At 64.9% G+C, this 26,722-nt stretch carries 20 protein-coding genes; 11 read left to right on the forward strand and 9 right to left on the reverse strand.

The window, feature by feature from the left end; genetic code table 11:
• Positions 1-80: 80 nt before the first annotated feature.
• The 4 genes from hutH to hutU are packed head-to-tail and all read right to left on the reverse strand — an operon-like array spanning position 81 to position 5,628.
• Positions 81-1,661: a histidine ammonia-lyase gene (gene hutH / locus PHA81_RS08720; RefSeq protein ID WP_273836480.1), complete on the reverse strand. Its 1,581-nt coding sequence runs from the start codon at positions 1,659-1,661 to the stop codon at positions 81-83.
• The gene (gene hutI, locus PHA81_RS08725) at positions 1,654-2,922 is read right to left on the reverse strand and encodes an imidazolonepropionase (RefSeq protein ID WP_273836482.1); all 1,269 of its coding nucleotides are present in this window, start codon (positions 2,920-2,922) and stop codon (positions 1,654-1,656) included. The genes hutH and hutI overlap by 8 nt, the downstream gene beginning before the upstream one ends.
• Entirely contained in the window at positions 2,915-3,838 is a 924-nt protein-coding gene (gene hutG / locus PHA81_RS08730) for a formimidoylglutamase (RefSeq protein ID WP_273836483.1), read from the reverse strand. The genes hutI and hutG overlap by 8 nt, the downstream gene beginning before the upstream one ends.
• Complete coding sequence (gene hutU / locus PHA81_RS08735) at positions 3,835-5,628, reverse strand: urocanate hydratase (RefSeq protein WP_273836485.1); 1,794 nt, start codon at positions 5,626-5,628, stop codon at positions 3,835-3,837. The genes hutG and hutU overlap by 4 nt, the downstream gene beginning before the upstream one ends.
• Before the next feature lie 475 nt (positions 5,629-6,103).
• Between hutU and nhaC the strand changes: the two genes are divergently transcribed.
• Both nhaC and PHA81_RS08745 read left to right on the forward strand, forming a co-directional pair.
• The gene (nhaC, locus tag PHA81_RS08740; RefSeq protein WP_273836487.1) at positions 6,104-7,579 is read left to right on the forward strand and encodes a Na+/H+ antiporter NhaC; all 1,476 of its coding nucleotides are present in this window, start codon (positions 6,104-6,106) and stop codon (positions 7,577-7,579) included.
• Between the two features lie 80 nt (positions 7,580-7,659).
• Positions 7,660-8,313, forward strand: coding sequence for a helix-turn-helix domain-containing protein (locus PHA81_RS08745; protein WP_273836489.1), 654 nt, complete (start codon positions 7,660-7,662; stop codon positions 8,311-8,313).
• On the opposite strand, the gene PHA81_RS08750 is transcribed toward PHA81_RS08745, so the two are convergent.
• From PHA81_RS08750 to PHA81_RS08760, 3 genes are all read right to left on the reverse strand, one after another.
• Positions 8,310-9,740, reverse strand: a complete 1,431-nt coding sequence (locus tag PHA81_RS08750; protein WP_273836491.1) for a YjiH family protein — start codon at positions 9,738-9,740, stop codon at positions 8,310-8,312. The genes PHA81_RS08745 and PHA81_RS08750 overlap by 4 nt on opposite strands.
• Before the next feature lie 91 nt (positions 9,741-9,831).
• A complete protein-coding gene (locus tag PHA81_RS08755; protein WP_273836493.1) occupies positions 9,832-10,170 on the reverse strand; it encodes a cupin domain-containing protein in 339 nt (112 codons plus the stop codon).
• Entirely contained in the window at positions 10,170-11,195 is a 1,026-nt protein-coding gene (locus tag PHA81_RS08760) for an NADP-dependent oxidoreductase (protein WP_273836495.1), read from the reverse strand. The genes PHA81_RS08755 and PHA81_RS08760 overlap by 1 nt, the downstream gene beginning before the upstream one ends.
• A 140-nt stretch (positions 11,196-11,335) precedes the next feature.
• On the opposite strand from PHA81_RS08760, the gene PHA81_RS08765 reads away from it, so the two are divergent.
• The 3 genes from PHA81_RS08765 to PHA81_RS08775 all read left to right on the forward strand — a co-directional run bounded on the left by PHA81_RS08765 (position 11,336) and on the right by PHA81_RS08775 (position 17,139).
• Positions 11,336-11,842 carry an LUD domain-containing protein gene (locus PHA81_RS08765; protein ID WP_273836497.1) on the forward strand — a complete coding sequence of 169 codons (507 nt, stop codon included), beginning with the start codon at positions 11,336-11,338 and terminating at the stop codon, positions 11,840-11,842.
• On the forward strand, positions 11,839-14,124 hold the full coding sequence (locus PHA81_RS08770; protein ID WP_273836499.1) for an LUD domain-containing protein: 2,286 nt from the start codon (positions 11,839-11,841) through the stop codon (positions 14,122-14,124). Before PHA81_RS08765 ends, PHA81_RS08770 begins: the two co-directional genes overlap by 4 nt.
• 162 nt (positions 14,125-14,286) lie before the next feature.
• Complete coding sequence (locus PHA81_RS08775) at positions 14,287-17,139, forward strand: M14 family zinc carboxypeptidase (RefSeq protein ID WP_273836500.1); 2,853 nt, start codon at positions 14,287-14,289, stop codon at positions 17,137-17,139.
• Between the two features lie 180 nt (positions 17,140-17,319).
• On the opposite strand, the gene PHA81_RS08780 is transcribed toward PHA81_RS08775, so the two are convergent.
• Entirely contained in the window at positions 17,320-18,294 is a 975-nt protein-coding gene (locus PHA81_RS08780) for an aldo/keto reductase (protein WP_273836502.1), read from the reverse strand.
• A gap of 102 nt (positions 18,295-18,396) precedes the next feature.
• Positions 18,397-18,573, reverse strand: a complete 177-nt coding sequence (locus tag PHA81_RS08785; protein WP_005042178.1) for a hypothetical protein — start codon at positions 18,571-18,573, stop codon at positions 18,397-18,399.
• A 275-nt stretch (positions 18,574-18,848) separates the two neighbouring features.
• On the opposite strand from PHA81_RS08785, the gene PHA81_RS08790 reads away from it, so the two are divergent.
• The 6 genes from PHA81_RS08790 (at position 18,849) to PHA81_RS08815 (ending at position 26,632) form a co-directional block, all read left to right on the forward strand.
• Entirely contained in the window at positions 18,849-20,042 is a 1,194-nt protein-coding gene (locus tag PHA81_RS08790; protein ID WP_273836505.1) for an ABC transporter substrate-binding protein, read from the forward strand.
• Positions 20,043-20,044: 2 nt separating this feature from the next.
• Entirely contained in the window at positions 20,045-20,293 is a 249-nt protein-coding gene (locus tag PHA81_RS08795) for a hypothetical protein (protein ID WP_273836506.1), read from the forward strand.
• Positions 20,290-21,201 carry an NAD(P)/FAD-dependent oxidoreductase gene (locus PHA81_RS08800; protein WP_273836509.1) on the forward strand — a complete coding sequence of 304 codons (912 nt, stop codon included), beginning with the start codon at positions 20,290-20,292 and terminating at the stop codon, positions 21,199-21,201. Before PHA81_RS08795 ends, PHA81_RS08800 begins: the two co-directional genes overlap by 4 nt.
• Before the next feature lie 38 nt (positions 21,202-21,239).
• On the forward strand, positions 21,240-21,593 hold the full coding sequence (locus PHA81_RS08805; RefSeq protein WP_049909944.1) for a hypothetical protein: 354 nt from the start codon (positions 21,240-21,242) through the stop codon (positions 21,591-21,593).
• On the forward strand, positions 21,590-22,399 hold the full coding sequence (locus PHA81_RS08810) for a hypothetical protein (RefSeq protein WP_273836511.1): 810 nt from the start codon (positions 21,590-21,592) through the stop codon (positions 22,397-22,399). Before PHA81_RS08805 ends, PHA81_RS08810 begins: the two co-directional genes overlap by 4 nt.
• Positions 22,400-22,546: 147 nt before the next feature.
• Complete coding sequence (locus tag PHA81_RS08815) at positions 22,547-26,632, forward strand: TaqI-like C-terminal specificity domain-containing protein (protein ID WP_273836513.1); 4,086 nt, start codon at positions 22,547-22,549, stop codon at positions 26,630-26,632.
• The last annotated feature ends 90 nt before the right edge of the window (positions 26,633-26,722 follow it).

The raw sequence follows: 26,722 nt of genomic DNA on the forward strand, positions 1-26,722 counted from the left end.
CATAGCGCGTAAGTGCGAGCAAGGACCAGAAAGGAGGAGGTTCGAGACGACGCCGAATCACCCCGACGAAGCGACGACGCTCACTCGATCGTATCGTCGAGAGCGCACTCGATGGCGTCATCGAGCCGTCCCGTGGCCACCAGCTCCGTCGCGATCTCGATCTCGGTGTGGAGCGGCCGGTCGTCGTCGAGCGGCGGCACGTGTTCGCGGATCGCGTCGTAGGCCGCGCCAGTCCCCGCCCCAGGATCGAGACCGTCGTCGACGAACTCCATCGCCTGTGCGCCACAGAGGAGTTCGATCCCCACAGTTGCGAGCGCGTTCTCGACGGCGGTCCGGGCGTGGTGTGCGCTTTCGGCGCTCATACTCACGTGATCCTCCTGACCGCCGCTCACGGGCGTGTTGTCGGTCGCGGGCGACCCGAGCGATCGACTCTGGTTCACGAGCGTGGCGGCGCTGTACTGGGCGATCATGTAGCCCGAGCGGACGCCGCTTTCGGGCGTGAGGAACGGTGGGAGGTGATCCTCCTGGAGATTGGGGTTGAGCAGCCGATCGGTGCGGCGCTCGGCGATCGCGGCGAGCTCCGTGAGTGCGTTCGTGAGATAATCGAGCCGGAGCGCGAGCGGCTCCCCATGAAAATTGCCGCCCGAGAGCACGCCGACCGACGCCGTGCCGCTCGCGCGTTCGTCGACCTCGCTCCCCGAAAAGACGAGCGGGTTGTCGGTCGCGCTATTCAATTCGTTTTCGACGGCCTCGCGGAGGTGGGCGATCGCGTCGCGCACCGCGCCGTGGACCTGCGGGAGACAGCGGAGCGAGTAGGCGTCCTGGACCCGATCGCAGTTGCGGTGAGACTCGACGATCCCCGAGCCGGCGGTGAGTTTTCGGACGTTCCGCGCGCTCGCAGCCTGGCCGTCGTGGGGCCGCACGTCCTGAATCGCCGGATCGCAGGAGGCAGTCGTCCCCATCGAGACCTCGGTCGTGAGTGCGCCAGCGACATCTGCTCCGCGAACGGCGCGCTCGGCGTCGACGACACAGAGCGCGGCCAGCCCGACGGACAGTTGGGTGCCGTTGATGAGCGCGAGCCCCTCCTTCGCGGCGAGCGAGAGTGGTTCGAGGCCTGCCCGTGCGAGCGCCGCCTCGCCGTCGAGTCGCTCGCCGTCCACTTCGGCCGTTCCTTCACCCAACAGGACGAGGGCTTGGTGGGCTAGTGGTGCGAGATCGCCGCTCGCGCCGAGGCTGCCCCGCGACCGGACGACCGGATGGACGCCCTCGTTGAGCATCGTCACGAGGTGATCGATGACGACCTCGCGGATGCCCGAATACCCTTTCACCAAGGCGTTGATCCTGGTGAGCATCATCGCACGGACCGCCTCGCGATCGAGTTCGTCACCCACGCCCGACGCGTGGCTCCGGACGAGATTGGTCTGGAGGCGCTCGCGCTCGCCCTCGGGGATGCGTTCGGTCACGAGCTGGCCGAATCCGGTGTTCAGGCCGTAGACCGCCTCGCCGCTTTCGAGAACCTCTTCAACGCGCTCTCGGGACTCCCGAACGGCCTCGCGCGCGGACTCGGCGATCGTCACCTTCGCGTCGTCGCGGGCAACCGAAGCCACGCCATCGGGTGTGAGCGACGCGCCGTCGAGAACGACTGGTTCGCGCTCACTCATGATTGCCCTCCATCCCCGAGACCGGTTCGCCGCGCTTAAGCACCGTTTCGACGGTGTTCACGCCGAAGTTGTACGGCACGTGGACGTGCGATGGTGCATCGACGATGGTCACGTCGGCGGCCATTCCCTCGCGGAGCGTGCCGACCCCGTCCGCTCCGTCCGCCCCATCCGCCTCGCCGGCACGATCGAGCGCGCGTGCGCCGCCGTGAGTGCCGGCCAGCAGCGCCTCGGCGGGCGTCATCTCCATCCCGACGCAGGCGAGCGCGATCGCGAACCCCATGCTCTGAGAGTGACAGTTCGGGTTGAAATCGGTCGCCACCGCGACCGACCCTCCCTCGTCGAGAAACGCCCGCGCGTCGGCGTAGTCCGCGCCGAGTGAGAAGGCCGTGCCGGGAAGGAGGACTGGCGTGACGCCCGCGTCGGCGAGCGCCGCACGGTCGTCGGCGTTCGCGTGGAGCAGATGGTCCGCGCTCGCCGCGTCGAGATCGGCCGCGAGCTGTGCGCCACCGAGCCGGACGAACTCCTCGGCGTGGACTTTCGGCGTGAGTCCGTGTTCGACGCCGGCTTCGAGTACCCGGCGAGACTGTGCGACCGAGAACACGTCTTCCTCGCAGAACACGTCACAGAACTCGGCGACCCCCTGGTCGGCGACTGCGGGGAGCTGGTCGTCAAGGACTCGCTCCGTGTACGCCTCGGCATCGCTCCCCTCGGGAACGGCATGTGCACCCATGAACGTGGGGACCACGTCAATCGGGTGGGCATCGTCGGCCCGCCGGATGACGTCGAGCATCCGGAGTTCGGTTTCGGTGTCGAGGCCGTACCCGGATTTGATCTCTACTGTGGTGGTGCCGTGAGCGAGCATCGTGTCGAGATGGCCGAGCAGGTTCGAGAGCAACTGCTCGTCGCTCGCCTCGCGGACGGCGCGCACGGTTCGGAGAATGCCGCCGCCCTCGGCGAGGATCTCCTGATACTCCTTCCCGCGGAGCTTCGCCGCGAACTCGTCGGAGCGATCGCCAGCGAACAGGCCGTGGGTGTGTGAATCCACAAACCCCGGAATCACGCTCCGTCCATCGGCGTCGATCGCATGGCTGGCGTTCTCGGGCGGATGTTCCGCAACGATCTCGTCGGTCGGACCGACAGCGGCCACGCGACCGTCGACAACGGCGAGAGCGGCGTCCTCGTATCGTTCGAGTGTGTCGTCGTCGCCAGGTCCGACGACGATCTCGCTCGCATCGTGAATGAGCGTCGTGAGTTCAGTCATCGTGTTCCTCCATGTGCCCCGTCAGAAAGTGAGCGACGGCTCGTGCGCCCGCGGCGGCAGTCCGTCCCTCGGTGTCGAGCGGCGGCGCACACTCGACGACCTCGAACCCCGCCACGCGATCGTCGGCCGCGACACGGCGGAGGCTTTCGAAGAGTTCGCGCGTCGTGATCCCGCCGGGTGTGGGTGCGCTCACGCCCGGCGCGGCTGTGGCGTCGAGCACGTCGAGGTCCAGACTGACGTAGACCGTCTCGACGCCGGCCATCGCGTCGAGCGCGCGGTCGACCGCTCCAGCGAGATCGTCGCCGACCGCTTCGCTCGTGACGATCGCGCCGTTCTGTTCGTCGACGTACTCGGCGTACGCCGTCGAGGTTTCGAAGTGACGCGCCCCGACGCAGGCGTAGGCGTCGAGACCCGCCTCGTGGAGCTGTCGGTACGGCGTCCCGCTGGTCGGCTCTCCGCGGACCTCACGACAGTCGAGATGAGCGTCGAAGTTGACGACGCCGAGCGACTCCGAGAGCAGCGGTGTGGCGTTCGGGTACGTGAGCGAGTTGTCGCCGCCGAGGAAGATCGGAAACGCGTCGCTGGCATGAATCTCGCGGGTGGTCTCGCGGACGGTCTCTTGGACCGAGCTAACATCGCCATCCGGAATCGTGACGTTACCGAGGTCGCCGATCGATTCGACGAGACCTGCATCGAAGTGGTGGGTTTTGATTCCGGCGAGTGCTTCGCGGAGTGCAGCCGGTCCTTCGCGCGCGCCACGCCGGCCGATCACCGCGCCGTCGTAGGGCTCGCCGACGAGCACCGCGTCGAACTCGACGGCGCGATCGAGCGTTGCCGGTTCGACGACGTCGCCGAACTGCTCGTCGTTCGGATCCGACGACGGACCCGACCACGCCGGCGGCTCGTGCAGGCTCATTGTCGATCCCGCATCGGCACCGCCACGTCCGACTGGTCGGCCTCGTCGATGGCATCTTCGTAGCCCGCGTCGGCGTGGCGGATCACCCCCATACCGGGATCGGTCGTAAAGACGCGTCGAGCTTTCTCGGCAGCCAGTTCGGAGCCGTCGAGCACGACGTGGTTGTTGGCGTGGAGCGCGTTGCCGATGCCGACGCCGCCGCCGTCGTGGACGCTCACGATGTCCGCGCCCGCCGCGCAGTTCAGCAGCGCGTTCAGGATCGGCCAGTCGGCGACTGCGTCGGTGCCGTCCTTCATCGCCTCGGTCTCGCGGTGTGGGCTAGCGACGCTGCCGGCGTCGAGGTGATCGCGGGTGACGACAATCGGCGCGCTGATCTCACCGTCGGCGACCAACTCGTTGATCCGGAGTGCGAACCGCGCGCGCTCGGTGAGGCCGTCGGCGTCGTCCTCGGCGTGGTAGCCGAGCCAACAGACCCGCGAGGGGAGGCCCTGGAAGGACACCTGCTCTTGGGCGAGGTCGATCCAGCGGGCGAGCGACTCCTTTTCGGGGAACAGTTCGGTCACTGCCTCGTCGGTACGGTGGATGTCGGCGGGATCGCCCGACAGCGCCGCCCAGCGGAACGGCCCGCGGCCGCGACAGAACATCGGCCGGATGTAGGCCGGCACGAATCCTGGGAAGTCGAACGCCTGGCGATCCTCCGGATCGCTGCCCGACAGCGGCCACATGCCGCTGTCGACATCCTCACGCCCGCGGTGATCCTCGACCTGCCCGCGGAGGTTGTTGCCGTACTCGAAGGCGACCGCGCCGCGATCCTGGAGTTCGAGGATGGCGTCGACGTGGCGCTCCATCGTGTCGAGGCTCTCTTCGACGTAGCGCTCTGGATTTTTCTCTCGGAGCTCGTCGGCTTCGTCGACCGTGTAGCCGCTCGGGTAATACCCCTCCAGCTCGTCGTGAGCGCTGGTCTGGTCGGTTACGACGTCGGGGACGAAGTCCCGGTCATCCATCGCTTCGAGCATGTCCGCGACGTTCATCTCGACCGCGACGCTGTACGGCTCGCCGGCTTCGGCTGCCGCCTCGGCGGCGGCGAGCGCCTCGTCGAGGCTCTCGGCGCGCTCCATCAGGTAGTCCGTCTCCAGTCGGCGCTCGATCCGATGGGTGTCGACTTCGGCGGCGATACAGACACCCCGATTCATCGTGACTGCGAGCGGCTGTGCGCCGCTCATCCCTCCCAGACCGCCGGTGGCGACGATCTTGCCTTCGAGGTCGTCGTCATATTCTTGACGACCGAGTTCGGCGAGAGTCTCGTAGGTTCCCTGGATGATCCCCTGCGTGCCGATGTACGCCCACGAGCCGGCAGTCATCTGGCCGTACATGATCTTGCCCTCGGCTTCGAGTTCGTGGAAGTGCTCCCAGTCGTCCCACTTCCCTACAAGATTCGAGTTCGCGATGAGGACGCGGGGCGCGCGCTCGTGGGTCGGGAACCGGCCGACTGGTTTGCCCGACTGGACGAGGAGGGTTTCCTCGTCGCCGAGATCACGCAACTCGGCGAGGATGGTGTCGTAGGCATCCCAGCTCCGGGCCGCCCGTCCGGTCCCGCCGTACACCACGAGGTCCTCGGGATTTTCGGCGACCTCAGGGTCGAGATTGTTGTTGAGCATCCGGAGAGCGGCCTCCTGTCGCCAGCCTTCACATTCGATCTCGGTGCCCGTCGGCGCGCCATGGTACTCGCGCCACTCGTCGGACGGTTCGCCGATACCGGACTCGGTCGCGGCGGACTCCTGTTCGCTCATCAATGGACGTACGTGAGTGATTCACCAGACTGTTTCCCCTCCATAAGGAGAATAATTCATATGATCGGATCGTCACTGCTCGTTCGCGTTCACGACCGCCGATGGAATCGTGGCTTCGGCGCGGTGCTGTCCGGCCACTGTGCGGTGTAACGGATAAACACCACGCCACGTGGCGATTGATCATCTTTGATCGTGTCGGTGGGAAGAAGCACTATGGATACGGCTACCGAACGGGGACCGTTCGGCCACGAGCACCGATTCGCTCTGCGACGGGCACTGGCGGTCGGGAAACGACTCCCGTTCGTGAGGCCGTCGTGGTCTCGCGCCATCGATCCGAGACCGACGGCGGAACCGACTCGGTGTCGAACCAGCGGGCACACGTGTCCGGATGGCAGCGAATGACTGACGAGAACGACCGACTGCGACGCGTTTCGAAGCCGTTTAACCGGATTGTGGCTGACGTGGAGGTGAACGGATGGTAGCGTTCGAACCGCGGCTGTTCGAGGAGATCGCTCCCGAGGAACGACCGTCGCTCGCGGCGGCGCTCGTTCCCGTCGGAGCGATGATCGTCTTTCTCAGCGTCGGCATCGTCGTCTTCGGACTTGACCCGCAGTTCCCGCTGTTCTGGGGGATCGCCTTCACCGGGCTGTTCGCTCGGCTGCATCTCGGGTTTTCGTGGGACGAGCTGTACGACGGCATCACCGACAGCATCCTGATGGGGATGCGGGTGATCCTCATCATGTTCGTCGTCTACGCGCTGATTGCGACGTGGGTGCAGGCTGGCACCATTCCGGGACTGATGTACTACGGGCTGGAGCTGCTCACGCCGTCGATCTTCCTCCCGTTGACCGCCGTCCTCGCGGCGATCGTCTCGTTTGCGGTCGGTTCGTCGTGGACCACGGCCGGTACGCTCGGCGTTGCGTTCATCGGGATCGGCTCCGGACTCGGCATTCCCGCTCCGATGACCGCCGGGGCCATTCTCACGGGCGCGTACACGGGCGACAAGCAGTCGCCGCTGTCGGATACGACGAACCTCGCGGCCGCCGTGACGAACACCGACCTCTACGACCACATCAACGCGATGCGCGCCGGCACGCTCCTCGCGTTCGGGATCTCGGTCGTTCTCTACGTGTTCCTCGGCCTGAGCGCGTCCGGGAACATTCCAGTCGGACGTGTCGGCGCGATCCAGAGCGCTATCCAGGGGTCGTACGTCGTGACACCGCTCGTCTTCCTCCCGCTGGTCGTCACCTTCGGCCTCGCGATCTACGGCGTCCCGGCACTCCCCTCGCTCGGGGCGGGCGTCTTCGCGGGCGCTCTCACGTCGGTGTTCGTTCAGAGGACCGAGTTCGCCGCCGCGTGGTCGGCCGCCCAGTCCGGGACCGCCCCCGAAACGGGGATGGAACTCGTGAACGGTCTGTTCGAAAGCGGCGGGCTGCTCGGTGGCGCGTGGATCGTCACGATCGCGCTCGCCGCGCTCTCGCTCGGCGGGATGCTCGAACGAACGGGGATCCTCGCCGTCCTCGCCCACCACCTCGGCCGGCTGAGTCGCGGCGTGGCGAGTCTTACCGGTGTGACGGCGATCTCGGCCGTCTCGATGAACATGCTCGCCGCAGAGCAGTACATCAGCATCGTCGTGCCGGGGATGACCCTCAGAAACCTCTACAGCGAACAGGGTCTGAAGAGCAAGAACCTCTCGCGCGCCGTCGAGGCCGCCGGGACGACGACGGCCGCCCTCATCCCGTGGGGCAGCGGCGGCCTCTTCATGGCCGGCACTCTCGGGGTTCCGACGCTGACGTACGCCCCCTACTACTTCTTCGGGTTCCTCTCGCCGCTCGTCCTCCTGCTCATGGGTGTCACCGGCTGGGGAATCGAGTACCAGGAGGGAGCGCACGGCGACGGCGACGACGCATCGACAGGCAGTGGGGCGACGGCTCCCGCTGGCGAGGACTGACGCTGCGGCTCGGTTCGACACCAGAATCGCTCTCGCTCGTGTGAAGCAGTATTTACGATAGCGTGGCCGTGTTCCGAGATATGTACGAGGCCACCTTCCGGATCGAGGGCGATGGGGCCTACGCCGCCGCGACCGCTGGCACCGACGCCGCGGTCGAACTGTGGTGTAACGACCACTGTGATCTCCTCTACGTCACGAAGGACGCGACCGACGAGATCCTCGCACACGTCCGCGAGCGCGTCGGCGTGCAAGACCTCCTCCGACGGCCGGATGAGCTGGTGGTCGTCACCGGCGAGTGTCTCAAACGACGCGAGGGCGATCTGATCGAGTCGTATCTCGCCCGCCACGACTGCCTCCTGCTGCCGCCGCTGCGCTACGCCGGCGGCGCGAAATCCTGCCGAGTGCTCGCGCTCGATCCGGCCAACCTCACGGCGTGCTACCGCGACCTCATCGACGACGGGTTTTCCGTCTCGGTCGAGCAAAAGCGCGAGATCGAGACGGTCACCCACGACGCGCCCCTGCTCACGCTCGATGGGGTCCTCCCCGATCTCTCGGCGCGCCAGCGCGAGACGTTCGAGGTCGCCTACGACCGCGGGTACTACGAGATTCCCCGGGAAGTCACGACCACCGAGATCGCCGACGCAGTCGGGGTCGAGCGACGGACCGCTGAGGAACACCTCCGACGGGCGGAGAACAAGCTGGTCGCAGCGCTGATCGAGTACGTTCGGTCTTAGAGCAGTCCGAGCGCGGCGACGAGGTGGGTCATCCCAGCGATCAGCGGCACGAGGATGACCGTGCGCATGACGAACAGCGTCACGAGGTCGCGGAACCGAACCGGAACGTCGCTGAACATGTCCATCGTCATCGGGCCGACGCTGGAGAAGAAGATGAGTTGGGAGACAGCGAGCACGGCGATGAAGAACCGAGCCATCGGCGCGGCATCCTGAATCAGCAGGACCGGAACGTACATTTCGGTGATCCCCACGATGGTCGCCGGCGCGACGGTCTCGGCGTTCGGCAGCCCGAGCAGTTCGATCACGGGCACGAGCGGTGCACCGAGGATATCGAACGTCGGGGTGTACGCCGAGAGGAGCACCGCCGCAAGACCGACCGCGAGGATCGTCCCGAGAATGAGGCTCGTGAGCTTCAGCCCGTCGACGAACCCGCGCCACGCCGCCTGCGCGAACGTCTCGCCCTCCTTTGCTTTCCCGACCGCCTCGCTCAGCGCGAACCGGAGATACTCCGGCGGAGAGCCGACGAACGGAACCTCGGGATCGGGTTCGGCAATGTATTCTTCCGGAACGGTGCTGATCGGCGGCACCCGGACGAGGATCGCGGCGCAGATCACGACACACACGAAGTACGCGAGGAAGATGACCGGGAACAGTGCGAGCATGTCGAGCGTGGCGGCGACAACGCCGACGAACCCGATGCTCACCGTCGAGAAGCAGGTCGAGATGATGAACACTTCCCGCTTGTTGTAGCCGCCACGGTCGAAGACGTTCCGGGTGACGTAGAGGCCCACCGAGTACGACCCGACCCACGACGCGAGGCTGTCGAGCGCCGCTCTTCCAGGGAGTTTGAACAGCGGGTTCATCACTGGCCTCGCGAGCGTGCCGACGAACTCCAGCCCGCCGAGCTCGACGAAGATCGTGATGAAGATCGCGCCGATCGGGATGATGACGCCGACGCTGTAGATCAGCGTTCCCCACATGAAACCGCCCGTCGCCGGAGTGTGGAGCCAGTCGGGGCCGAACTTGAAGAACATCACCGGCGCGAGCACCGCGCCGAGCACCCGGAGTGCCCAGAACGCGACCGAACTCTCGAAGTACGACAGGTCGGCGTCGAGCGATAGCGCATTCCGAGCGTCGAGTTCGGCGGCGGTCGTCAGCACGCCACCGGCGACGATGATCGCCAGCGCGTACACCCCGACGGCGTCCGGAAACGAGGTGGTGATCGTGCTGACGACGATGTCGAACGGGACGGTGATCTCGCCCTGCCACGGCACCGGGACGAGGAAGAAGACCGCGCCGACGGCGAACGCGACGACGAACTTCGCTATCGGTCCAGTCTCGAACTCGTTGAGGTCGATCTCGTCGATGTCGCGGGCCGACGGTGCGCCGTCGATGGCCCATGTCTGATCCTGTGATTCGGTACTCATAGACACAGGAACGGAGCAGGGACACGTGACTCTACACCCACCACTTGCGGTATCGTTTATACGATGATGGCCACAGCGGCGAGAACCGAGGTCAGTACACCGGTGGTGCGTAGACGTTGACCGTCCGAAGTTCCCTCTCGGCGTCGGTATCGTCGCTGTCACCTGCGCTGGTGTCGTTGCGTATCTCGTGAGTTTCGTCTGCCTCGATGCAAACGAGCGTCCCCGGTTCGAGACGGTGTTCTTCACCGCCGACGACGGCGGTCCCGGTTCCGTCGGCGACGTAGCACCACTGGTCGGCATCGGGGTGGCGGTTCTCGGGACCGCCCGTGGACTGGCCCGGCGAGAGCACCATCGTTGCGGCCTGGGACCGATCGGTGCCGGCGATTATCTCGAAAAAGCCGTCGGCGTCGTCGGTCTCGACGATCTTCATTATTCGCTCGGCTCGGCGACCTTCACGACCTGCTTGCCGATGTTGTCGCCCTCGAACAGTCCGAGAAAGGCGTCGGGAGCGTTTTCGAACCCCTCGACGATCGATTCCCGGTGCTCGATCTCGCCGTTCGTCACCCACTCACGGAGTCGGTCGTTCGCGTGCTCGAATCGCGTCGCGTAGTCGCCAACGAGAAAGCCCTCGACGCGGGCGCGCGGCGCGATGAGCTGCGGGAGTTTGCGCGGCCCGGTCGGAACGCCCTCGTCGTTGTAGAGCGCGATCTGGCCGCAGATCGCCACCCGCGCGTCGACGTTCAACTGGGAGAACACCGCGTCCGAGATCGGGCCGCCGACGTTGTCGAAGTAAGCGTCGATGCCGTTCGGTGCGGCGTCGGCGAGCGCTGCGCGATAGTTCTCGGTTGTTTTGTAGTTGATCCCGGCGTCGAACCCGAGGTCGTCTTCGAGGTAGTCCACTTTCTCGTCGCTGCCCGCGAATCCGACGACGTGCGCGCCGGCGAGGCTTGCGATCTGGCCGACGGTCGAGCCGACTGCGCCCGCCGCCCCGGAGATCGCTACCGTGTCGCCGGGGCCGGGTTCGAGCACGTCGAGCGTGCCGAAGTACGCCGTCCGGCCGGGCATCCCGAGCACGCCGAGGTAGGCAGGCAGCGAAAGGTTTTCGAGCGAGGGATCGACGGGCGTGAGGTCATCGCCGTCGAGGAGGGAATGCTCGCTCCAGAACCCCTTGCCGAAGACGAACTCGCCGACGGACCACGCGTCATGTTCGGATTCGACGACTTCGCCGACGACGTGGCCCCCCATTCGATCGCCGACGTCCCACGGATCGGCGTACGAGTCACGGTCGCGCATCCGGCCGCGCATGTACGGGTCGACCGAGAGGTAGCACGTGCGGACGAGCACCTCGCCGTGGCGTGGCTCCGGAACGTCGCCTTTTTCGAGTTCGAACGTGTCGCGATCGGGTTTCCCGTCGGGCCGCTTGCCCAGAACGAACTGGCGGCTGGTGTCTGTCACAGCCGGTTCGTCGGCCCGTGATCGGACGAATCTTCGGGTATCGGCAGTCGCTCGATGAAACGGACACCGGCCCGAATCGTGCCGACCCGCCCGGCGTTCGGGGCAAAAGACGAATACCTCGGTGGATCGATCGTGATGGTATGGCAACCGAGACGGTCGCGACGTTCGAGTCATCGCTCGACGAGCTGGGGGTCGGGATGACGCGCACCGACCCGGAGGGGTTCGACGACGCGCTCGCGGCGATCATCGACGAGCCGGCGGTCGGCGTGCCGCTCCGGATCGACGGCGTTTCGCTCGACGACGTGCCAGTCACCGTTGATCCGACGACCGCTCAACTCGAATCGGCGCGGACGGGCGTGACGCCGGTCGGGACGGCGGTCGCGACCTACGGCACGCTCGCGATCGAGTCCTCGGCGGCGGGTGACGAGCCGGTGAGTCTCTTTCCCGAGTGCCACGTCGCGGTCGTGCGCGAGGTGGACGTCATGTGGGGACTCGACGAGGCGTTCGCACGGCTCGACGAGGAGTTCGACGCCGGCCGCGACAGCGTGGTGTTCGCGACGGGTGCGAGCGCGACCGCCGACATGGGCGAGATGGTCGAGGGCGTCCACGGCCCGACCGCGGTTCACGTCGTGGTGATCGAGTCGTGAGCGCCGAAACGCGCCGAGAGAAGGCGGCACAGATCCGCCAGCTTCTCGACACCGAAGGCGAGAACGTCCACGCGGACGCGACACACATCAACGAGGCGCGCTACGACGCCACCGAGTCGTTCGGAGAGTACGAGGACCTCCGAACGGAGGCCCGCGAGATCAAGGAGGATGCGATCGAGCGACTGCCCGAGCTGATCGGTCGGGTCACCGACGCCGTCGAGGCGAACGGCGGACAGGTCTATCTCGCCGACGACGCCGCGGACGCGAACCAGTATATCGAGGAGGTGGTCGGCGACGCCGACTCGCTCGTGAAATCGAAGTCGATGACGACCGAGGAGATCGACGTCAACGACTCCCTCGAAGCCGCGGGCGTCGACGTTCACGAGACCGACCTCGGCGAGTGGGTGCTCCAGGTCGCCGACGAGTCGCCCTCACACATCGTCGGGCCGGCGATGCACAAGTCACGCGAGGAGATCGCCGAGCTGTTCAACGAGCGGTTCGATCCCGACGAGCCGTTCGAGACCGCCGAGGAGCTCACCGCGTTCGCGCGGGACTGGCTCGGCGAGCGCATCCAGGACGCCGATGTGGGAATGACCGGCGCGAACTTCGTGCTCGCGGAGTCGGGCTCGATCACGCTCGTGACCAACGAGGGCAACGCCCGGAAGTGTGCGGTCGCACCCGACACCCACGTCGCGGTCGCGGGCGTCGAGAAGCTCATCCCCTCGATTCGGGAGCTCCAACCGTTCGTCGAACTGATCGCGCGTGCGGCCACCGGCCAGTCGATCGCCCAGTACGTCACGACGCTCTCGCCGCCCGTCGAAACGCCGACGCTCGACTTCGACGATCCCGACACGCCGCTGAGCGAGATCGGGATCGAGACCGGAGGCGGGGACGATGGTGGCGGTGGCAGCGCCGGCAACGACGACCGTGAGTTCCACCTCGTGCTGCTCGACAACGGCCGGTCGGCGATGCGCGAGGACGACCAACTCCGCGAAACGCTCTACTGCATCCGGTGTGGCGCGTGCGCGAACTCGTGTGCCAACTTCCAGCACGTCGGCGGCCACGCCTTCGGCGGCGAGACCTACACTGGGGGGATTGCGACCGGCTGGGAGGCTGGGGTCCATAGTCAAGACAGCGCCGCCGAGTTCAACGACCTCTGTACCGGCTGCTCGCGCTGTGTGAACGCCTGCCCCGTGAAGATCGACATCCCGTGGATCAACGAGGTGGTGCGCGATCGGATCAATCGCGGGGTGGGTGACGCCAGCGATGCGAGCGACGCCCCTGAGTTCGACTTCCTCGTCGAGGGGCTGACGCCCGACGAGGAGCCTGGTGGACTCACTCCCCGAAAGCGCTTCTTCGGGAACTTCTCGACGCTCGCGAAGCTCGGGAGCGCCACCGCACCAGTGTCGAACTGGCTCGCGGGCACGGGGCCGAGCCGCGCGGTGCTGGAACGGTTCCTCGGGATCGATCGCCGACGTGACCTCCCGAAATTCGAGCGCGAAACCCTCGTCGAGTGGTTCGAATCACGAGGTGGGTCGCGGGTTTCGGCTGCCGACGCCGACCGCGAGGCGGTGCTCTATCCCGATGTCTACACCAACCACGTCCACACCGAGCGCGGGAAGGCCGCCGTTCGAGTGCTGGAGGCGCTCGGCGTCGCGGTGCGCGTCCCCGAAGTGGCGTCGAGCGGGCGCGCACCGCTCTCCCAGGGGATGCTCGCCACCGCCGAGCGCCACGCCCACGACGCCTACGCCGATCTCGCCGAACACATCGATGCGGACCGCGACGTGGTGGTGATCGAACCCTCCGATCTCGCGATGTTCGCCGGCGAGTACGAGAAGTTCCTGCCAGAGAAATCGGCCGAGCGGCTGGCCGAGAGCAGTTACGAGGTGATCGAGTACGCCTACGGCCTGCTCGAAAACGGGGCCGAGCGCGCGGCGCTCGAAGGTGGCGACGGCGAGCGAGTGGCCTACCACAGCCACTGCCAGCAGCGCACCCTCGGACTCGAAGCCCACAGCGTGGCCGTGCTGGAGGAGTGTGGCTACGACGTGCTCACCTCCGAAACTGAGTGCTGTGGGATGGCGGGCTCCTTTGGGTACAAACAGGAATACTACGAACTGAGCATGGACGTCGGCAGCGACCTCGAAGCCCAGTTCACGACCGACGACGCGCGCGACCGCACAGTCGTCGCGAGCGGGACGTCGTGCTGCGAGCAGTTGGATGCGTTGCTGGAGCGGCCGAGTCGACACCCGATACAGCTGTTGGACTCCGACCGAGTGCCATAAATTCCTGTTTGAGGCGCTCAGTCGCCCATCAGAAATGACAGCCAATCTACAAGTGCGGCGCGATGGCGTAAACTAAATCGGATTCTATACAGAAATCGAACCATAAGCATAACTAAATGGGCTCGGCAGAGTGTGGTGGCGACTCGGCAGAGAACATCACTCATGACTCCGAACGACTCATCGGCTGACGAAACCCGATTCGATCGATATCCAGTCTCGCGCCGACAGTTCGTCCGCCTGTCGGCAGCCACAGCAGGGGCGCTCACCGTCTCCGGAAACGCCGTGGCAGCACCCCCTGCAACGAAACTGACCGACCTCTACGAGTTCATCACCGAGCACGTCGAGGCCGACTTCGCGATCCCGACGCTCGTCGAACTGTCGTCGTCGGGCGGGTTCGACGATCTACGCGACCTCGGGCACGACCTCGAAACGACGACGACACCCACGACCGCGGCCTACACGACGCTCGAACCGGGCGAGGTCGCCGCCGTGGTCGACCTCGACACAGTGACGCAGCTCCAGTATTCGCCGGGATCGAACCCGTTCTGGCGGCTCGGTTACTACCCAGACGGAGTGTTCCCCGCAGTCGAGGACAGCGTCGATTTCATCGACTTCGAACAGTTCGTCGACGGGATCGGCCGGCTCGAATCGCGTCACTCCGATCGGCTGCGATACTACTCGATCGGGGATAGTCCCGGTCACTACAACCTCTTTCTCGACGAACCGGGGCCACAGAACCTCTGGACCGTCGAGGTGACGAACGACATCGGCGATGAAGCCGCCTTCGCGGAAAAGGAGAAGGTGCTGTTCCCGCTGGCCGTCCACGGCGACGAACGCTCCGGCGCGGAGGCGGGGACGCGGTTCATCGAGCGTTTGATCGACGGGCGCGAACCCGAAACCGAAGCGTTGCTCGACGACATCGTTCTCGTCTTCCTCTATCCGAACCCCGATGGCTGGGTCTCGCGCGACCCGCGCTATCGCGTCGATCTGAACGACGATGGGACCCCCGAATCGAACTCGTTTAAGCGCGTGACCGGTACGGGCGTCGATCCGAACCGACAGTACCCCACGGTGGGATGGGCCGACGCCGGCTACTACCCCGCAGAACCGAACGGCTCGGACCTCGTCGACGACGATCCCGGTATCGACGCCGACGTTCCCGCGGAGTACACCGAGACGGTTCCGGACGCGCTCGACATCGTCGAGTTCCTCCGCGGGTACGAGAACCTCCGTCTCGGCACCGATCTCCACGGGAAGTTCTGGTCGACGGCGTTCATGGACGGTCTCATCGTCAACGACCAGTACGATACCGACGAGTTCCACGACCTCTACGAGTGGAATCGCCGGACTCAGGATCGGTTGGAGGCTGCACTCGCCGACCGCCTCGACGCTGCACAGGACCGATTCGCCGCACTCAACGACGAATATTACGAAAACGGAAGCGCGTTCCTGCCCGAGCCGGAGGAGACGTACACCTATGGGACGATCCTCGACACCATCGACTACACCACGACCGGGACGCTCATCAGTTGGATGAGCCACCCCGAAGACCAGGGCGGACTCGGTATTCAGATGATGTCCCACGAGATGGGGTGGGACAACCGCGTTCTGGATCGCATCGAATACCGCCCGTGGCTCGTCGATCTGCAGGTCACTGGGTACACGGAAGTCATCCGCGAGACCGCCGCACACGCCGTTCGTGACGTGACGGCGACAATCGAGACCGGCGACGCGACGACTGCCTACGTCGATACCGAGGCGCTCACCCGAACGTCGGCCAGCCTCTCGTTCGGCGACGCGTCTCGGCAGACACGAACCACTCGCGTGACCGCCGGCAACAAGCCCGAATCGGCGACGGTCGACGTGCCGTCGACCGCCGAGGGTCTGTCACTCACCGTTCGCCCGGAATCGGGGTTCGTCCGCGCCAAGCTTCGCGCGCCGGACGGCCGCGTCGTCCGAAACGTCAATCCGATGGCCGGTGATCCGAGCGATCCCTCTCGGACCATCGAATGGTCGGTCATGTCGCCGGCGGGTGGAGCGTGGACGATCGATCTCAAGACCATCGGCGGAGCGGACGAGACCAGCGTGATGATCGACAGCGCGACGCTGCTCGGAAGCGAGGAAACGTACGACGCACCGGACCCGAAGGAAGTGCTCGGCTACCGCCAGCGCGAGTACAGTGTGACGCCGCTCGCGTACTTCCCGGACTACGCCGAGTACGTCGCCGACGTTCACGACCGTGGCGGAAACAACGGGAACGGAAGGAAACGCGGGAAGGGACCGAAGAGAGGGAAGGGTCCCAACGGGAATCGAGGCCGGGGGAACATCACCGAAGAGATGGTCGGTCTCGGGGTCGCGGACATCGCCAACGGCGCGCTGTTCCGGGGCAACAGCGACAACCTCGCCGTCGAGAACCTCGTCGTCACCCATGACGAAGGGCGCTCCAACGCCGACTACGTCGCGGCGCTCGATGCGTTCGTCGCCAACGGTGGCAACCTCGCGTTGACCGACCGGGGGGCGGCGCTGCTCGGCGCGATGTCGAACGATCGAGCAGCCGGGCTTTCGCCGGACGACGTGACCGAAATCGAGATGGTGAGCGGAGCGCTCTCCGAACGAGTGAATGAACATCCGCTACTGGCCGACACACGTCCGATTCAGCGCGAACTCTGGAAGGCCCCGCCGGTCGGCCACCCGATCGGGACCGCGCCGATGACAGTCGTTGATTCGGCGGCGTTCGAGGCTGCGGGCGGCACGATTGCCGGATACAGCAGCAACGATCAGTCCTCGGCCGGACAGTACGTCTCGGCAGGATCGCTCACGGACGGCGACGACACCGGCATCCACGTCATCGGCGGTCTGCTCCCACCGGCAGAGCAGTCGAGCCTCCATCCGTTCGGGATGCTCGAATACACGGCGACGTTCCTCGGTCACACGATGCTGACGAACGCGCTGGGGTATCAACAGGTGCGCTCCGTCGACGGGGAGCCAGTCCTGCGGTTCGGTGATCTCCAGTAGCCACTCGACGATCAATCCCCGGCGATCGGGAAACGGGTTTTCTCGTCAGAAATGACATTTTTACGACAGTCTCGTTGCGTGCGCCGATTACCAACGTGACGAAACCGCGCGTCGGTAGCGTTCGTTCCAAATAGTCGAGCCAGCAGCCCCGTTCTCAGCGGTGGGCGTAGTCGTGCTGCCCTACTGCTCGCCAGCGCGCGCCGCGTCGATACGGTCGTGGTGATCGCTCGACAGCGAGATCTCGACCGCACCGAGGTTCTCGTCGAGCTGGTCGACCGTGCGCGCGCCCACGATCGGGACACAGGTGAACTGCTCGCGCTCGATCAGCCATCGGAGCGCGACCTGGGCGGGCGTCGCGTCGATCTCGTCCGCAACCCCCCGCACGGCGTCGAGGACGTCCCAGCCGCGCTCGGAGACGTAGTAGTCGTCGAAGAACTCGTCGAAGCTCCCGCGGGAGCCGTCGGGCGATTTCACGCTGTCGCCGTCGCGCTCGTACTTGCCGGTGAGGAAACCACCCGCGAGCGGCGAGTACGGACAGACTGCGAGTTCCTGGTCGGCGCAAACTTCGAGGTAGTCGCTGACATCCTCGTAGTAGGCGGCGTGATACAGCGGCTGGGTCACCTCGAAGCGTTCGAGATCTTCGACGTCGGATTTCCAGAGCGCCTTCGTGAGCTTCCAGGCGGCCATCGTGGACGCACCGAGGTGGTTGACCTTCCCCTCGCGGACGAGATCGTTCAGCGTGCGGAGGGTCTCCTCGACCGGCGTGTCGTCGTCGAAGCGGTGGATGTAGTAGAGATCGAGGTAGTCGGTTCCGAGCCGATCGAGGGTGCCCTCGATCTCGGCGCGGATGTTCTTCCGGCCGAGATTTTCCGAAAAGCGACTCTCCTGGCTCCAGTACACCTTCGAGGCGAGGACGTACTCCTCGCGATCGCGGTCGTCGAGCCACTCGCCGATCCAGCGTTCGGAGTCGCCGTCGCCGTAGCCATTGGCAGTGTCGATGAAGTTGATTCCGCGGTCGGCGGCGGCGTCGAGGAGTTCGTGGGCCTCCTCACGGTCGGTTTCGAGCACGTCACCGGTCTGCTTGCCGAACCGCCACGTCCCGAGACAGAGCTTCGAGACCTTCGTTCCAGTGGAACCGAGGGAAGTGTATTCCATGGCCGGTGGTCGGGGGTATTACACAAAGTCGTTCGGGATGCGGTGGTTCGGACGATCCGGGACCGGCGATTCGACGCCGCCGTGACATGCGGAGAGCGATCGCTACGCGTCGTCGAGGAGGTCGTCGAGTTCGTCCTCGTCGAGCAGCCCAACGAGGCTTTCACCCTCTTCGTAGCGCTCGTACTCATCGTCGCTCAGCCGGTCGCGGATCTCCTCGTCGGTGAGCTTGCCTTCGAGTTCCGAATCGAGGTCGTCGGGGTCGTACCCGGGAACAGGCATACCGGTCGTTCGTCCTGCTGGGTGATATACTGTCGGGCAGCGACGGTCGCCTCGTCGTGTCGGTCGCGGGTGGGTTCTCGAAGCAGGCGCTTCGGAGGACGGTCGGTGGAGCGTCAGGCTTCACGACCACCTGACGGAACATCTCTCCGCTGCACCCCGAATCTCCAGTAAACGGCCCGCTAATGCGTTCTTCGTCGGATGGACTGTCCGGAGCCGCTTTTTTGGCCCGCCGAAAAACCGAAACGGCTTTGTTGTTTTAGGTAGGCCTAATTCACATGACGGACGACTCCGCAGCGCACGAGGAACCGACGAGGCGGGAGTACGTGAAGTACGGCAGTACGATCGTCGGTGGGGCGCTGCTCGCCGGCTGTACCGGCGAGGGCAGTTCTGGCGGAGCGAACGATTCGAGCGGCTCGAACGACTCCGCCGGCGGAAACACGACGGCGGGTGGGGGCGAGAGCTCGTACTCGGTGACGATGGCCCCGATGGGTGAAGTCGCGTTCGAGTCGGTGCCGGAGACGTGGGTCGCGAACAACGGGAGCTGGGCAGACATGGGGATCGCGCTCGGTCAGGAGCCGCCGAAGGGTCTCTGGCGACCCAATCGGTATCACACGCACGTCTACGACGATATTCCCGGCGTGAGTGTCGACAAGAGCACCATCGACAAGCTGTGGGGAAAATCGCTGAACAAGGAGCTGTTCTACGAACTCGACGCCGACGTCCACGTGTTCGATCCGGTGTTCGTACTGAGCCGCTCGAAGTGGAAGCAGGCCGATCTCGACGAAGTCGACGAGAACATCGGACCGGTGTTCGGGAACAGCATCTACTCACAGGCGTTCCAGTGGCACGATCATCAGTACTACACCCTCTACGAGGCGTTCGAGAAGCTCGCGCACGTCTTCGGACAGGAGCAGCGATATCGGAAGTTCGAGCGGCTGCACGACGAGTTCATCGGCCGGGTACAACAACGACTGCCGCCGGAGTCCGAACGACCCTCGGTCGCGATCCTCCTCATCACGTCCGACCAGCCGGAGGAGTTCTACCCGTATCCCGTCAACGAGGGCACGTCGTACAAGCAGTGGCGTGACCTCGGGGCGAGGAGTGCGCTCACCGAGGCCGGGATCGAGGACTTCTACGTGTCCGGCAGCACGATCGATTACGAGGCTCTCGCGGAGGCCGATCCGGACGTGCTCCTGATGTGGGACGGCAGCGGCCGGTTCGAGCGGCAGTCCCGCGAGGAGTTCCAGAACGGCCTCGTGTCGTTCATGCAGGGCCACGACGTGGCGAGCCAGCTGACGGCGGTGAACAACGACGACGTGTACCGCGGAGCCGGAATATACCAGGGGCCGATCGTCAACCTCGCGTGGACCGAACGCGGCGCGTGGCAGCTGTACCCCGACGAGTTCGACCGGGACGAACAGCTGTTCGACCGCCAGCGCGTCGCGGACATCATCAACGGGGACGGCTGATCGTGACCGACGAGACTCCGTCGACCGTCCAGCGGACGGATTCGACCCCGGACGGCGTCGCCGGATTGCCAGCGGTCGAGTACCACGAGTGGTCCGACGAGTGCCTGATCGACTGCTACCGGCGCAACAGCGTCCTCCTCCGTGAGTACGGCGCAGACGAGCGGACGATACGAACCCTCTGTGCCGTCGAAGAACACCTGCGTGCTCGTGATATCGATCCGGACCGGATCGTCGGGGAGGTGAACGGATGAGTCCGGACCGAGAGACCGACGACGTCGACGTGGCTATCGTCGGCGGTGGTCCGACGGGCTGTTCGGCGGGCGTGTTCACCGCCCGATACGGTCTCGACACCGTGATCTTCGACCGCGGCCGCTCGTCGATCCACCGGTGTGCGTATCTGGAGAACTACCCCGGCTTCCCCGCCGGGATCGACATCGAGACGTTCACCGCGCTGCTCCACGACCACGCCACGACGGCCGGCTGCGAGATCGTCCCGGATCTCGTCGAATCGGTCGAGCGTCGTGACGACGCTGGATTCGTGATCGAAACCCAGGAAGATCGCCGAGTTACTGCCGACCGGATCATCGCAGCGACACGCTACGGTGGGGAGTATCTCCAGTCGCTCGGCGACGATGCAATGTTCGCGACTCACGAACACGACGGCGAGGAGCACGAGCGGTTCGATCGGTCCTACGCCGACGTCGATGGCCGGACGCCGATCGATGGCTGTTACGTCGCATCGCCGTCGGACGAAGCGGACCGCCAGGCCATCATCGCGGCCGGACGCGGCGCGCGTGCCGGGCACGCCCTCATCGCGGACGTCCGCCGGGGTCGTGGCTATCCCGATCCCATCGCCAAGCAGTACGACTGGGTTCGCAAGGAGGACGAACTGACGGACGAGTGGCGTGACCGCGAGCGCTGGGCCGAGTGGTTCGACGACCGCCTGCCCGACGATCACGACTGCTCGACGGCCCGGTTGGACGAGCTGCGCGAGCGCGAGATCGATCGTCGCCTCGATCAGTACCTCAGCGACGAGGAGATCGCCACCCGGACCCGGCGTGGACAGTCCCGACTGCTCGAACACGTCGACGACGAGCGGGTTCTCGAACGGGCGCGCGAGATCGAGGCCGAGCGCCGGGCCGTCGAGACGGAGCACTGAACGACCGACCTCGACCGACGCGACAGGACTCATCACACATGACCGGACCAACGCTTCACACCATCCACACCACCCTCGACGCGCTGGCGGTCGATGGCGGCCGATACTGCGTCGTATGCGCTCGCACCGGCGAGCACCCGGTGCCGGTTGCCGGGCTACGGTTCGACGACCGAGCCACGGCGGCCCGGGCGGCCCGCGTCGCCCGACGCTACCGCGCTCGGCTGCGACGGTACGATCCACGGGTCGCCGTCCACGACCTCATCGTTTGCGAGGACATCGCCGGAGTTCGTGGCCGGGCCGACCACGGAGGGGCCGAGTGGCACCGTCGGTTCTGGGCAGTCGCCGACCGCGAACTGGCTCGTCTCCGGGCGACCGCGGAGGGCGATCGATGACGGTCGAAACACACGTCGAGGCGGCGCTCGACCGCGTTCGGGACGAACGGGCCGTCGTGACGGAAAAGCAGACGGCCTACGGGCAGTTCGTCCGCGAGATCGAGCAGCTGTCGGTCGACACGCCATCCAGTACACAGGCCACCCGGCAGACGACGGCCGGGTCGATCGCCACGATGCAGTCGGGCGGGGCGGGCGGAGTGGGTGGGTCGGACCGCTGTGAGGAGGTCAGAGAGGAGTTCGCCGCGACCGTCCGCCCGCACAGCACTGCGGACGTCGACGACGGCGAGACGCTGCTCGAAGCGATCGCCGCCGAGCTGTCCGAGCAGGTCGCAATGGCACTCGCGCCGCGAAACGCGACGGTGGGGTTCACCGCGGGCCTCAAGAACGGCGTGCTGTCCGAGGTCACACAGCGACGGTCCGAACTGCGGGCGATGGCGGGGGCGCTCGATCGTGAAGCCGAATCGCTCGTCGAGGCGAAGGGGGTTCTCGACGACGTGCTCGGGTGGATCGTCGAGGCCAACGAGACGCCGCTCACCGAGCTCGGTTTCGACGAGCTTCGGTCGCGCCACGATCGGCTTGCGGAGTTCCGGGATCGGTGTGATGGTCTCGCGCGCGACCGGCAGTCGGTGCTTCGTTCGACCACTACCGGCGACGGTGAAGCCGGTATTGCCCACCAGGAGCTCGTGGCGTGTCTCTACGACGGGTTTCCGGTGGCGTATCCGATTCTTTCGACCGTGGCTCGGGTCATCGAGGTCTGTGATCGGTGCCAGCAGGCGATCAGCGCGCATCTCGTCCGGCGAGTGTAGCCAGCTCGGAAGGGGAATGTGGGGCTGACTCGGGGCGGGAGACGTCGAAGCGTGATCGTGACGGCCATACGCCGTGCCAGGGTTCCCGCAGCGATCCACGGCGAGTCCGTACTTTCTTATCGTCCGCCCGACCCGTATGGAACAGCAATGAGTCAGGCGACGCTTCCGGGTCGGTATCGCAACTCGAACCTCTTTTCGGGCTACTATCTCGACGAGCGTGTCTTCGGGCTGGACGAGTGGGACTGCGACGAGGAAGCCGAGCAGGCGTTCGAGGAGCTACAGGCGCTCTACGAGGCGGAGCAGGGCACGCTCGAAAGCTACGACGAGGACCCGCTCCGGCAACACTGGATCGACGAAGTGCTCTCGATTTTGGGGTACGAATCGCTTCCGGAGACGCCGATCCTCGACGCACGCGGATCGGTCGATCGGGCGCTGTACGACGCCGCCGACGACCGCCGTGCCGCCGCGGCGATGAAGAGTGACGGGGAGTACGCCGGGATCTATGGACAATCGCTGTCGGTGCTCGAAGCCAAGCAGTGGGACGCCGATTTCACCGCACGCTTCGGCGAGGCGCGGTCCTATCGGGACGCCTCCCACCAGATCAAATACTACCTCGAACACACGCCCGAGTCGGTCTCGTGGGGCATCCTGACGAACGGGAAGAAATGGCGGCTCTACGGGACGAAGGACTACGAGACCGAGACCTACTACGAGGTCGATTTGGTCGATCTGCTCGAAACTGGCAGCGTCGAGGTGTTCAAGTATTTTTACGTGTTCTTCCGGCCGGCCGCGTTTCGGGAATCGGCCGGGACGACGTTTCTCGACAGGGTGTGGTCCGAGAGCGAGACCGCCGCCCAGGAGCTGGGCGAGGATCTCCAGGACAACGTGTTCACGGCGCTGCGGGTGCTCGGCGAGGGTTTTGTCGAGACGAACGATCTGGAGATCGACCCTGCCGAGGAGGAGCGGCTCGGCGAGCTGAAGGAGCACTCGCTGGTGTTGCTGTATCGGTTGATGTTCGTGCTCTACGCGGAATCGCGCGGACTCATCGATCCGGACGATCCGCACGCCGCCGAGGAGTACGAGGAGAACTTCAGCCTCGACGCGCTCCGGCGCGAGGTCATCGACGAGGTGGGCGAGCGCGCCGACGAAGGGGAGTTCGAGCGGGAGTTCTCGTCGTTTTCGACCGGGTTGTGGAGCCGTCTTGAGGACCTCTTCGCGCTCGTGGACTCGGGCAACGACGACCTGGGGATTCCGGCGTACAACGGGGGGCTGTTCGACGAGGAGAGTCACGAGTTCCTCGCCGCGAACGAGGTGTCGGACCGGCATCTCGCGGAGGTCGTGTATCGGCTGTCGACGACCGAGACCGACGAGGGCCACGTCGCTGCGGACTACGCCGATCTGGATACCCGGCATCTGGGAACGATCTACGAGGGGCTGCTCGAACACGAGTTCGCCGTCGCGCCCGAGGCGCAGGCCGCCGTATCCGGGGATGGTGGACAGGTCTGGAAGCCCGCCGACGAGGTGAGCGTTGCCGAGGCGGTCGAAACGGTCGAGGCGGGCGAGCTCTACGTGGTGAACGACGACGGCGAGCGCAAGGCCACGGGTGCGTACTACACGCCCGACTACGTGGTGACGTACATCGTCGAGGAGACCGTCGGGCCGCTGCTTTCCGAAATCGAGGACGATCTCGACCACTTGGAGCCGGGCACCCAGGAGTACGTGATCGCGTTCTGGGAGCGCGTGACCGATCTCAAGGTGCTGGACCCGGCGATGGGCAGCGGGCATTTCTTGACGAAGGCCACAGGATACCTCGCCGACGCGGTGATGGAGCGCGTTCGGGAGTTGGAATCGGGCTCGCTGTTCGACGAGGAGTTGGTCCGGCGCACGATCTCGCGGGAGTGTATCTACGGCGTGGACGTCAACGGGATGGCCGTCGAGCTGGCGAAGCTCTCGATGTGGCTCGAAACGCTCGCCGCCGACCAGCCGCTGGCCTTCCTCGATCACCACCTCAAATCCGGGAACTCCTTGGTGGGGTCGGACATCACCGAGGTGCTCGCCGAGGACGGCGACGCCGATGCGATCACGGACGACGCGGAGGGGATGGTCCAGTCGAGCCTGTTCGATTACTTCGATCAGGTGCGCCGGCAGGCGCTCGATCACGTGATGGACCGCATGGGCGAGCTGCTCGCCATCGACAACGAGACCCTGGACGACGTGCACTCGATGGAGGCACTCTACGCCGACATCCGCGAGGACCCGCTGTACGAGCATCTCCAGGCGATGGCGACGGTCCACACGGCCGGTGAGTTCGGACTCGACGTGCCCGACGACGCCATCGAGCGCATGGCCCGCGCCATCGAGGACGACGAAGCGTGGGCCGAGATCGAGGCGACCGACTGGTTCCCCGCGGCCCGCGCGATGGCCGGCGAGGAGGGCTTTTTCCACTGGGAACTCGAATTCCCCGCGGTCTTCTTCGACAGCGACGGCGAGCGACTGGCGAGTGCGGGCTTCGATGCCGTGGTGGGGAATCCGCCGTATGTTCGCCCGCATAACCTAGATGATAGCATCAAGGGAGCACTTTGGGAACTGTACCCTGAGTCATATCGTGCAAAAAGCGACATTCTCAATTGTTTCATCCAATTTTCAATCGAGACGGTTCGAGAGCACGGGAATATTGGTTTAATAACTTCCGATACATGGCGTGTTCTCAGTAGTGCAGAAGGACTCAGAGAATATATCTTGAAAACTGCGAATGTGCGTCGGCTAGGTATTCTCCCAGAGAACGTGTTTCAAGATGCGTCCGTGGAAACCGTTTTGACATTTGTCTCTCCCGAAAGCGATGAGTCTGCAAGGAGCGAAAACGTGATTGGCATTTTTGATGTGGTCTCTGATTCAGAAATCGCGCCCATACCACAGCAAAGATACGATTCAGACAGCGATTCGAGATTCTTCGTACTCTCACCAGAAGAATTCGAACTGAGAGACAAAATCAAATCCGATTCCGCTGAACTGGGCAAACTCTCTGATATTGATTTCGGCCTCAAAACAGGCGACGATTCTAGATATTTGAAAGAGAAGGAGACAGAACCGGAAGACAAAAAATTAATCACGAGCAGAAACATCCAGCAGTACTATTCCAGTTGGAGCGGAACATATGTCTGGTACGTACCAGACGATATGCGACAGCACCGTTCAACGGCACGACCCGGCGAAGCAGAACGATTCGAACGCAAGAAAGTCGTGATTAGCCGAATGAGTGAGTCGCCAACTGGCGTTGTTGACCGAGATTCGTGGTATGTGAAAGACGCGTTGCTTGCCCACACAGATACAGAATACAGTCATGAGTACCTTTGTGCGATTCTGAACTCCAGACTAATCGATTTCTATTATAGCCGCGTTTTCCAAACTCTTGACATTCACCGAAACGAGCTACTTCGAATTCCAATACAAGAAATCGATTTGCGCGCCCCTGATGGAGAAAATATACAGGACTTGTATAGCTTTGGCGCACTTAGTATTCAAGAAATACAGAATAGCGAATTGAGAAAAGAGATGCGAGAATCAGACCTCTTGAAACATGAATTCTTGACATATATCGTTCCTGAAATGGAAACACTCGCAGAAGAGCGAAACGCGCTCAATCTCGACCTCCTCGATTACCTCGGAACCTACGAAGATGGCCCGGCCCTCGGGGAGTTATACCAGCCGGCGAGCGGGCTGGCCGAGTCGGTGCTGACCGACACGGAAGCCGACAGCGAGTTCGAGAAACTCCGGGTGACGGGCGCGCAGATCGAGCGGGATGGCGACCGCCTGCGGGTGCTGGCGGAGCCGTACGTGAAGCCGACCGATCCCGACGAGTACGACACGAACAGTCGGGGCTACGCCACGCTCGATCCCGTGCCGGCGATGGAGTTCGTTGGGCTGAGTGAGCCAGAGGCCGACCTCATCGCGGCGTTCGTGCCCCACGCGGTCGACGCGGCCGACGGCTTCGCGGGCTATCGGGACAACGCGACCGCGACGATTTCGCCGCTCGATAGATTGGAGGGGCTGACGCTGCCGACGCTTGCGGATGTCGAGGGTGGCATCGAGCGCTATATGGACGCCCGCGAGCGCGCCGCGGAGCTGGACGAGAAAATCGAGCGCACCGACGATCTGATCGACGAGATCGTCTACGAACTGTACGGGCTGACGGATGAGGAGATCGAGATCGTGGAGGAAGCGGTCGGGGAGTAACGTCCGCGCGAGCCGCAGGCGAGCGCGGTTCACCGAGCCGAGCGCAGCGAGGCTCGGGACTTTTTCATCGACGTTTTTGCGCCGAGTGGT

Origin of the sequence: Halococcus sp. PRR34, from assembly GCF_028617175.1 — an archaeon.
GTDB lineage: Archaea > Halobacteriota > Halobacteria > Halobacteriales > Halococcaceae > Halococcus > Halococcus salifodinae.

Bases quoted from the DNA above. Each gene is read 5' to 3' on its own strand.
- PHA81_RS08755 (WP_273836493.1), bottom strand. From the start codon at position 10,170: ATGAAGATCGTCGAGACCGACGACGCCGACGGCTTTTTCGAGATAATC.
- hutG (WP_273836483.1), bottom strand. From the start codon at position 3,838: ATGAGCCTGCACGAGCCGCCGGCGTGGTCGGGTCCGTCGTCGGATCCG.
- hutH (WP_273836480.1), bottom strand. From the start codon at position 1,661: ATGAGTGAGCGCGAACCAGTCGTTCTCGACGGCGCGTCGCTCACACCC.
- hutU (WP_273836485.1), bottom strand. From the start codon at position 5,628: ATGAGCGAACAGGAGTCCGCCGCGACCGAGTCCGGTATCGGCGAACCG.
- nhaC (WP_273836487.1), top strand. From the start codon at position 6,104: ATGGTAGCGTTCGAACCGCGGCTGTTCGAGGAGATCGCTCCCGAGGAA.
- PHA81_RS08810 (WP_273836511.1), top strand. From the start codon at position 21,590: ATGACGGTCGAAACACACGTCGAGGCGGCGCTCGACCGCGTTCGGGAC.
- hutI (WP_273836482.1), bottom strand. From the start codon at position 2,922: ATGACTGAACTCACGACGCTCATTCACGATGCGAGCGAGATCGTCGTC.
- PHA81_RS08750 (WP_273836491.1), bottom strand. From the start codon at position 9,740: ATGAGTACCGAATCACAGGATCAGACATGGGCCATCGACGGCGCACCG.
- PHA81_RS08765 (WP_273836497.1), top strand. From the start codon at position 11,336: ATGGCAACCGAGACGGTCGCGACGTTCGAGTCATCGCTCGACGAGCTG.
- PHA81_RS08800 (WP_273836509.1), top strand. From the start codon at position 20,290: ATGAGTCCGGACCGAGAGACCGACGACGTCGACGTGGCTATCGTCGGC.
- PHA81_RS08790 (WP_273836505.1), top strand. From the start codon at position 18,849: ATGACGGACGACTCCGCAGCGCACGAGGAACCGACGAGGCGGGAGTAC.
- PHA81_RS08745 (WP_273836489.1), top strand. From the start codon at position 7,660: ATGTACGAGGCCACCTTCCGGATCGAGGGCGATGGGGCCTACGCCGCC.
- PHA81_RS08780 (WP_273836502.1), bottom strand. From the start codon at position 18,294: ATGGAATACACTTCCCTCGGTTCCACTGGAACGAAGGTCTCGAAGCTC.
- PHA81_RS08815 (WP_273836513.1), top strand. From the start codon at position 22,547: ATGAGTCAGGCGACGCTTCCGGGTCGGTATCGCAACTCGAACCTCTTT.
- PHA81_RS08775 (WP_273836500.1), top strand. From the start codon at position 14,287: ATGACTCCGAACGACTCATCGGCTGACGAAACCCGATTCGATCGATAT.
- PHA81_RS08785 (WP_005042178.1), bottom strand. From the start codon at position 18,573: ATGCCTGTTCCCGGGTACGACCCCGACGACCTCGATTCGGAACTCGAA.
- PHA81_RS08805 (WP_049909944.1), top strand. From the start codon at position 21,240: ATGACCGGACCAACGCTTCACACCATCCACACCACCCTCGACGCGCTG.